We start from the raw sequence: 7,675 nt of genomic DNA, 5'->3' as shown, positions 1-7,675 counted from the left end.
CCCGATGGGCGGTGCGGGTGATTTCCTCCGCTTTCCCGGGATGTTTTCCGAAATCACACGTCGATCCGCTCCCGGACCCACCTCGACGCACCGGCCATATCGGATGTGATGGGGCGTCACGGACGTGTCGGACGCTCCGGGTTCCGGCGGGGGCCGGAACGCGATCGGATCCGAATCGCCACCCAACCGCAGTCGGATCGGAATGCAACCCCGGGGCCCTCTCGTGCGTCGGTGATCGACCCCGCACGCCGATGACCGGGTTGAGTGGTGGTCCTTTCGACGGGTGAGCGGAACCGATCGCTCCCTCGGCGCCCCCGGCCCGGCACACCGTGACTCCCGGAACGCGCGACGGGGCGGCCCGGCCCCCGAACGGGCGAACGGGGTCATCCGCCGGGGCGCTTGCCCCCGCCGGCACCGGCCTTCTTCGCCCCCTTCTGGCCCGGCGCCTCCAACCCCAGCGCCTCCAGCACGTCCTGCACCCGGGCGATCTCCGCGTTGATGTCCTCCCGGCGCCGGTTGAGCTTCTCCAGCTCCCGCCGGCCCTCCTCGACCTTCTCCCGGGTCTCCCGCTCGGCCCGCTCCATGACCTCCTCGGCCCGCTTCAGCAGCTCCGAGCGCTTCGCCTCGGCCTCCTTCAGCAGTGACTCGGCCTTCCTCACCGCGGCGATCCGCAACGAGCCCGCCTCGGAGGCGGCCTCCGAACGGATCTTCTCCGCCTCCGCCCGGGCCTCCTCGCGCTGCTCCTCGGCGGCCCGCACCAGCCGGTCCACCCGTTCGCCGGCCGCACGTGCCTGCTCCGCCGACTCCCGGCGGGCCCGCTCGTGCAGCTCCTCCACCTCGGAGTCGGTGCGGGACCGCAGTTCCTCGCTCCGCTCCCGGATGGCCGCCGCGTCCCGCCGCGCCTCCTCCAGCAGGGTGTCGGCGTCCCGACGGGCCCGCTCGACCAGCTCCGAGCCCTCCCCCCGGGCCTCCTCCACCAGGCGGGTCGCCTCCGCGCGGGCCGCGCCCACCATGGCGTCGGACTGCTCCTCGGCCGCGGCCGTGGCGCGCAGCGCCTCCTCCTGCGCCCGGTTCACCAACTCGTCGGCCTGCTCCGCCGCCTCGGCACGCCGTCGGGAGGCGTCCGCGCGGGCGCTCTCCCGTACCTCATCGGCCTCCCCGCGGGCCTTCTCGAGCGTCTCCTCGGCCGCCTCGCGGGTGCGCTGGGCCTCGGCGATCGCGTCGTTCATCGTCCGCTCGGCGAGGGCGGAGGCGGCTTCCTTCTCCTCGCCGGCCTGCCGCCGCATCCGCGCCACGTCCAGGTCGGCGTCGGCGCGCAGCGCCGAGACCTCCCGCTCGGCCTCCTCGCGCAGCCCGGCCACCGCGTCCCGGATCTCCTGCGCCCGGGTCTCGGCGGAGGACACCAGCGACTCCGCGCGCCGCTCGGCCTCCTCCACCGTCTCGCGCGCCGACGCCAGCAGTTCCTCGCTGCGCCGGTGCGTCTCGGTGCGCTCCCGATGGGCCTCCTCGCGGGCCTCCTCCAGCAGCCGGTCGCCCTCGCGCCGCAGCCGTTCGGCCTCCTCGCGGGCGGCGGCCAGCGCCTCGTTCGCCTCCGCGGTGGTGCGCTCGGCGGCGGCGTCGGCGTCCGACCGCACCCGGTCGGCGGCCTCGCGCGCCTCGGTCCGCACCCGGTCCGCCTCGGCGGCGGCCTCGGCCCGCAGCCGCACCGCCTGCTCGTCCCCCTCGGCGCGCAGCCGGGCCGCGTCGCCGGTCGCCTCCTCGCGCAGCCGCTCCGCCTCGGTCTCGGCCTGCTGGACGAGGCTCCGGACGCGCTCGGCGGCCTCGGTCCGCACCCGGTCCGCCTCGGCGGCGGCCTCGGCCCGCAGTCGTTCGGCCTCGGTCCGCGCCCGGCCCAGTGCCTCCTCGGCGGCGGTCACCCGTTCCTCGGCCTCGGCGCGCAGCCGCTCCAACTCCTCGGCGACGCCCTCGCGTTCCGACCGGGCGGCCTCCCGGGCCTCCTCCCGGATCCGGTCGGCCTCCTCCTCGGCCTCCCGGGTCGCCTCCTCCAACCGTCGGTTGGCCTGCGAGGTCAACTCCTCGGCCTCGGCGCGCGCCTTGCGCAGTACCTCGTCGGCCTGGTTGCGCAGGGTGCTCGCCCGCTCGATCGCCTCGGTGCGCACGCGCTCGCTCTCGGCGCTCGCGGCCTCCCGCGCGCTCTCCGCGTCCTCCTTCGCCTTCGCGAGCAGTTCCTCCGCCCGCTCGGCGGCCTCCTCGATCTGCCGGGTGGCGTCCCGACGGGCCTCGGCCCGGATCCGCTCGCCCTCGGAGACCGCGTCGGCCCGCAGCTGCTCGGCCTCGCCGCGCAGCCGACGGGCCTCCTCCTGCAACTCGACCGTCTTGGCCCGGTACTCCTTGGTGTCCGCCTGCGCGGACCCCTTCAACTGCTCGGCGACATCGTGCGCCTCGGCCCGCAGCCGGTCGGCCTCCGCCTCCGCCTCGGCCCGCAGCCGCTCGGCCTCCTCGGCCGCCGCCCGGGTGGTGTCGCCGGCCTCCTCGGCGGCCTTGTTGAGGATCTCCTCGGCCTTGCGGGCGGCCTTGGCGAGGTGGTTGGCCGACTCCTCGGCGGCGCGGCCGCGCGCCTCCTCCCCGGCCTTGGAGAGCATCTCGTCGACCCGGGCGCGGGCATCGGCCAGCGCCTGCTCGGCCTCGGCCCTGGCCCGCTCCGCCTCGGTCGTGGCCTCGGAGACCAACCGGGCGATCTCCGCCTTGGCGGTGGCGGACCGCTGCTGGTACTGGACCTCGGCGGCGTTCCGACGCTTCTCCGCCTCCTCGGTCGCCTCCGTCAGGACCCGCTCGGCCTCCTCGCGCGCGGTCCGGCGCGCCGTCTCGGCCTCCTCGAGCCGCTCCTCGGCCTCCCGAAGGGACCCCGTCGCCAGGCGGCGGGCCTCCTCCGCCTCGGCGGTGGCCTCGGCCCGCAGCCGTTCGGCCCGACCGGTGGCCTCCTCGGCCTGCGCGCCCGCCGTGGTCAGCAGCCGTTCGGCCTCGGCCCGGGCCCGTCGCAGCAACTGCTCGGCCTCGTCCCGGGCCGCCCGTGCCTCGGCGGTCATCCGGTGACGGGTCTCCTCGGCGACCCGCTGCGCCTCCGCCCGGGCCTGGCGGACCGTCTGTTCGGCCTCCGCCCGGGTCTCCTCCATCAGGCGGCGGGCCTGCGACTCGGTCCGGGCCCGCAACTGCTCGGCCCAGGCCACGTTCTCCGTGACGTGGTTCTCCACGCTCGCCCGGCGCTCGGCCAGCTCGGCGTCCAGGCGCTGGCGGCGGGCGACCGCCTCGGCGTGCAGCTCGGCCTCCAGCCGGCCCCGGCGCTCGGCCTGATCCTGGAGGATGCGCTGGGTGCGGTCGCGGGCCTCGCGCAACTCGCGCTCGGCGTCCGCGCGCATCTGATCGGCCTGGTGCTGCGCCGTGCGCAGCATCTGCTCCACGTGGCCGGTGGGGTCGTAGACGGGGCGCAGCGCCAGCGCGCGCCGCGCCTCGTGCAGCTTGGAGCGCAGGACCTCGATCTGATAGCCCAGGTCGTCGGCGTGATCGACGGCCTTGTCGCGCTCCTTCTTCAGCCGCTTCATCTCGGCCTCGAACTGCGAGAGCGCGTCCTCAGCCTCGTTGCGGTCGTAGTCCCGCACGGTGCGGTCCCATCCGTCCCCTGATCGTCGTGGAGCCGGCCCGGCCACCACCGGACGCGGTGCGTCGTCGTGGAGGTCGAACCCTCGGCCGAACACGGGAGCCCGGAAAACGACGGCGAACGACGAACCGGGACGACGGAAGGCGTCGCCCGGCGGTCGGCGTTCGGATGTCGGCCCCGTGCCCCGGCCCCGCCACTCTACCGGCCGGCCCGCCCTGCGTCAGTGGCCTCCGGATTCACCCTCCGGAGCGGAAGTGGCCGATGTGACAAGCTCGGTGAGGACGCCGTGGCAGTCCTTCGGGTGCAGGAAGGTGATGCGCGAACCCATCGAGCCCCGCCGCGGCTCGTCGTAGAGCACCCGCACCCCCCGCCCGCCGATGGTCTCGGCGGCGCCGTCCACGTCATCGGTCCCGAAGGCGATGTGGTGCACCCCCTCGCCGTTTTTCGCCAGCCACTTCGCGACGGTGGAGTCCTCGCGGGTGGGCTCCAGGAGCTGGATCCACGAGGCACCGCCGTCATCGGTACCGTTGATCCTGAGCATGGCCTCCCGCACGCCCTGCTCCTCGTTGACCTCCGTGTGGAACACCTCGAACCCGTAGGTGGCCCGGTAGAACTCCACCGTCGCGTCGAGGTCGAAACAGGCGATGCCGATGTGATCGATACGCGTCAACATCTTCCCAGTTCACCCTCCGCTACGGGGGGTGCGCAACGTGCGCACCATCACATGGCGTGCCCGGTGCCGCGATGACATACCGCTCAGTACATTGGCGTGAACCCTCGTTCACTCCTCAGTCGAAGGAGCCGCACCATGACCACCTCCGTGATCGTCGCGGGTGCCCGGACCCCCATGGGTCGTCTCATGGGATCCCTCAAGAGCTTCTCCGGCGCGGATCTGGGCGGCGTCGCCATCAGGGCCGCGCTGGAACGGGCCGGCATCACCGGCGAGCAGGTGCAGTACGTGATCATGGGGCAGGTCCTCCAGGCTGGAGCGGGGCAGATCCCGGCCCGGCAGGCCGCCGTGAAGGCCGGCATCCCGATGAGCGTCCCCGCCCTCACCGTCAACAAGGTGTGCCTCTCCGGCCTGGACGCCATCGCCCTGGCCGACCAGCTCATCCGCGCCGGCGAGTTCGACGTGGTGGTCGCCGGCGGCCAGGAGTCCATGACCAACGCCCCGCACCTGCTGCCCGGCTCCCGCGCCGGTCACAAGTACGGCGCGATCCAGATGCTCGACGCCATGGCGCACGACGGCCTCACCGACGCCTTCGACAACGTCGCCATGGGCGAGTCCACCGAGCGGCACAACACCCGCCTGGGCATCGGCCGCGAGGAGCAGGACGCCATCGCCGCCCTCTCCCACCAGCGAGCCGCAGCGGCGCAGAAGAACGGCCTGTTCGAGGCGGAGATCACCCCCGTGGAGATCCCGCAGCGGCGCGGCGAGCCGGTGGTCTTCGTCGAGGACGAGGGCATCCGCGGGGACACCACCCCGGAGTCCCTGGCGAAGCTGCGGCCCGCCTTCGACAAGGACGGCACCATCACCGCCGGCTCCGCCTCCCAGATCTCCGACGGCGCCGCCGCGGTGGTCGTGATGTCGAAGGCCCGGGCCGAGGAGCTGGGTCTGGAGTGGCTGGCCGAGATCGGTGCCCACGGCAACGTCGCGGGCCCCGACAACTCCCTGCAGTCCCAGCCCTCCAACGCCATCGCCCACGCGCTGGGCAAGGAGGGGCTGACCGTCGCCGACCTCGACCTCATCGAGATCAACGAGGCCTTCGCCGCCGTCGCCGTGCAGTCCATGAAGGACCTCGGCGTCCCGCACGAGAAGGTCAACGTCAACGGCGGCGCCATCGCGCTGGGCCACCCGATCGGGATGTCCGGCGCGCGGATCGTGCTGCACCTGGCGCTGGAGCTCAAGCGGCGCGGTGGCGGGGTCGGCGCGGCGGCACTGTGCGGCGGCGGCGGCCAGGGTGACGCCCTGATCGTCCGGGTCCCCTGACCGCTTTCCGACCACGGGGGTCGGCGCGTCCGCGCCGGCCCCCGACGAACGCCGGTCGTCCCGGGACGCAGCGGGGAGGCACGCCCCGGGACGACCGGTTCCACCCGCCCGGTACGGTGAGCCGACCGGGCGACCCACCACGGCACGCGCCGCCGCGAGGCGGCGGCACGGCGGCGGCACGGGGTGCGCCGCGACAGGCGCGAGACGCGCGACACGACACGGCAGGGAGAGACGGCGACGATGGCGACGGCGGACGTCCCCGAACTGGTGGCGGCGGCCCGACAGGGCCGTCCCCGGGCGGTGGCCCGGTTGATCTCCCTGGTGGAGGGGGCCTCCCCGCAACTGCGCGAGGTGATGGCGGCGCTCGCCCCGCACACCGGCAACGCGCACGTCATCGGCCTCACCGGCTCCCCCGGCGTCGGCAAGTCCACCTCCACCTCCGCCCTGGTCACCGCCTACCGGCGGGCCGGCAAACGGGTCGGCGTGCTGGCCGTGGACCCCTCCTCGCCCTTCTCCGGCGGGGCCCTGCTCGGTGACCGGGTGCGGATGGGCGAGCACGCCTCCGACCCCGGCGTCTACATCCGCTCCATGGCCACCCGCGGCCACCTCGGCGGGCTCTCCTGGGCCGCCCCGCAGGCCGTGCGGGTGCTGGACGCCGCCGGCTGCGACGTGGTGCTGGTGGAGACCGTCGGCGTCGGCCAGTCCGAGGTGGAGATCGCCTCGCAGGCGGACACCTCGGTGGTGCTCCTGGCACCGGGCATGGGCGACGGCATCCAGGCCGCCAAGGCCGGGATCCTGGAGATCGGCGACGTCTTCGTGGTCAACAAGGCCGATCGCGACGGGGCGGACGCCACCGTCCGCGAGCTCAACCACATGCTCGGCCTCGGCGAGGCCCGCGCCCCCGGCGACTGGCGTCCCCCCGTGGTCCGGTCGGTCGCGGCGCGGGGCGAGGGGGTGGAGGACGTCGTCGAGGCGTTGGAGAAGCATCTCGCCTGGATGGAGGAGCGCGGGGTGCTCGCCGAGCGCCGTCGCAAGCGGGCCGGGCACGAGGTGGAGACGATCGCCGTCACCGCCCTGCGCGAACGGATCGGGGACCTGCGCGGGGATCGCCGGTTGGGCGCCCTGGCGGGGCGCGTGGCCGCCGGCGAGCTGGACCCGTACGCGGCGGCCGACGAGCTGGTCGCCGGCGTCACCGACGCCCCGCCCTGAGCCGTCGCGGGGCGGGATTCGTGCGGCTGGACGAGGCCCGGGCGCGGGACGACGGAGGCGCCGGGCCGGGCCCGGCCATCGCCCGGGACGTCGCCGAGCGGCACGGCGGCACGCTGACCGCGCACGACGCCCCGGAGGGCGGGGCGCTCCTCCGGCTGCGGCTGCCCGCCCGCGGGGACGGCGCCGGCGAGGACGCCGGCGCCGGGCCGCCTAGAGCCGACCGCGCAGCTCGTGCAGGTGATCGGCGATCGGGTGCAGGGTCCGGTGCAGGATCTCCAGATCCGGGGCCGGGATCAGGTCCATGAAGTGCTTGCGGACCGAGGCCACGTGGTGCGGGGCGACCTCCCGCATGGTCTGCCAGCCCTGGTCGGTCAGCACCGCGTACAGGCCGCGTTTGTCCGAATCGCAGCTCTCCCGACGGACCAGACCGGCGCGCTCCATGCGGGTGATCTGATGGGAGAGTCGGCTCTTGGACTGCAGGGTGGCGGCGGCCAGGTCGCTCATCCGCATACGGCGATCCTCCGCCTCGGAGAGGTTCACCAGGATCTCGTAGTCGTTCATGGTCAGCCCGAACGGCTGGAGATCGCGCTCCAACTGGTACATCAGAAGACGGCTGACGGCCAGGTGGGTGCGCCAGGCGCGCTGTTCGGTCGCGCTCAGCCAGGGGGCGCCGTTCTGGGTGTCCATGGCTTCGACTCTAGCGAGCGGGGGAGGTCCACCGGGTACCCGGCGGGCCGGCGGACACCGAGCGGGGGCACGGGGCGCCCCGCGGGCGCCCCGTCGCGGAGGAGAGCCGGGGCGCATCCCCCCGCATTCCCCCC

At 74.7% G+C, this 7,675-nt stretch carries 5 protein-coding genes and 1 pseudogene; 3 read left to right on the top strand and 3 right to left on the bottom strand.

Annotated elements, in window-relative coordinates:
* Positions 1 to 383: 383 nt before the first annotated feature.
* Together FNQ90_RS07310 and mce are read right to left on the bottom strand one after the other, a co-directional pair.
* Positions 384 to 3,656, bottom strand: a complete 3,273-nt coding sequence (locus FNQ90_RS07310; RefSeq protein WP_182605565.1) for a hypothetical protein — start codon at positions 3,654 to 3,656, stop codon at positions 384 to 386.
* Positions 3,657 to 3,875: 219 nt separating this feature from the next.
* A complete protein-coding gene (gene mce / locus FNQ90_RS07305; protein WP_143619674.1) occupies positions 3,876 to 4,328 on the bottom strand; it encodes a methylmalonyl-CoA epimerase in 453 nt (150 codons plus the stop codon).
* Positions 4,329 to 4,463: 135 nt separating this feature from the next.
* On the opposite strand from mce, the gene FNQ90_RS07300 reads away from it, so the two are divergent.
* The 3 genes and pseudogenes from FNQ90_RS07300 to FNQ90_RS27115 all read left to right on the top strand — a co-directional run.
* Positions 4,464 to 5,645 (top strand): acetyl-CoA C-acetyltransferase, encoded by a 1,182-nt coding sequence (locus tag FNQ90_RS07300; protein ID WP_182605564.1) that lies wholly within the window; start codon positions 4,464 to 4,466, stop codon positions 5,643 to 5,645.
* A 240-nt stretch (positions 5,646 to 5,885) separates the two neighbouring features.
* A complete protein-coding gene (meaB, locus tag FNQ90_RS07295) occupies positions 5,886 to 6,854 on the top strand; it encodes a methylmalonyl Co-A mutase-associated GTPase MeaB (RefSeq protein WP_182605562.1) in 969 nt (322 codons plus the stop codon).
* 17 nt (positions 6,855 to 6,871) lie between these two features.
* A pseudogene (locus FNQ90_RS27115) lies at positions 6,872 to 7,159 on the top strand (hypothetical protein); the annotation flags it as partial.
* Here FNQ90_RS27115 and FNQ90_RS07290 read toward each other — a convergent pair.
* Positions 7,065 to 7,541, bottom strand: coding sequence for a MarR family winged helix-turn-helix transcriptional regulator (locus FNQ90_RS07290; RefSeq protein ID WP_182605560.1), 477 nt, complete (start codon positions 7,539 to 7,541; stop codon positions 7,065 to 7,067). The pseudogene FNQ90_RS27115 and the gene FNQ90_RS07290 sit on opposite strands and share 95 nt — an antisense overlap.
* Positions 7,542 to 7,675: the final 134 nt, after the last annotated feature.

Origin of the sequence: Streptomyces alkaliphilus (genome assembly GCF_014141535.1) — a bacterium.
GTDB lineage: Bacteria > Actinomycetota > Actinomycetes > Streptomycetales > Streptomycetaceae > Streptomyces > Streptomyces alkaliphilus.
Note: the sequence above shows the minus strand (reverse complement) of the source record. Positions and strands in the feature narration are given on the sequence as shown.

Bases quoted from the DNA above. Each gene is read 5' to 3' on its own strand.
- mce (WP_143619674.1), bottom strand. From the start codon at position 4,328: ATGTTGACGCGTATCGATCACATCGGCATCGCCTGTTTCGACCTCGAC.
- FNQ90_RS07300 (WP_182605564.1), top strand. From the start codon at position 4,464: ATGACCACCTCCGTGATCGTCGCGGGTGCCCGGACCCCCATGGGTCGT.
- meaB (WP_182605562.1), top strand. From the start codon at position 5,886: ATGGCGACGGCGGACGTCCCCGAACTGGTGGCGGCGGCCCGACAGGGC.
- FNQ90_RS07290 (WP_182605560.1), bottom strand. From the start codon at position 7,541: ATGGACACCCAGAACGGCGCCCCCTGGCTGAGCGCGACCGAACAGCGC.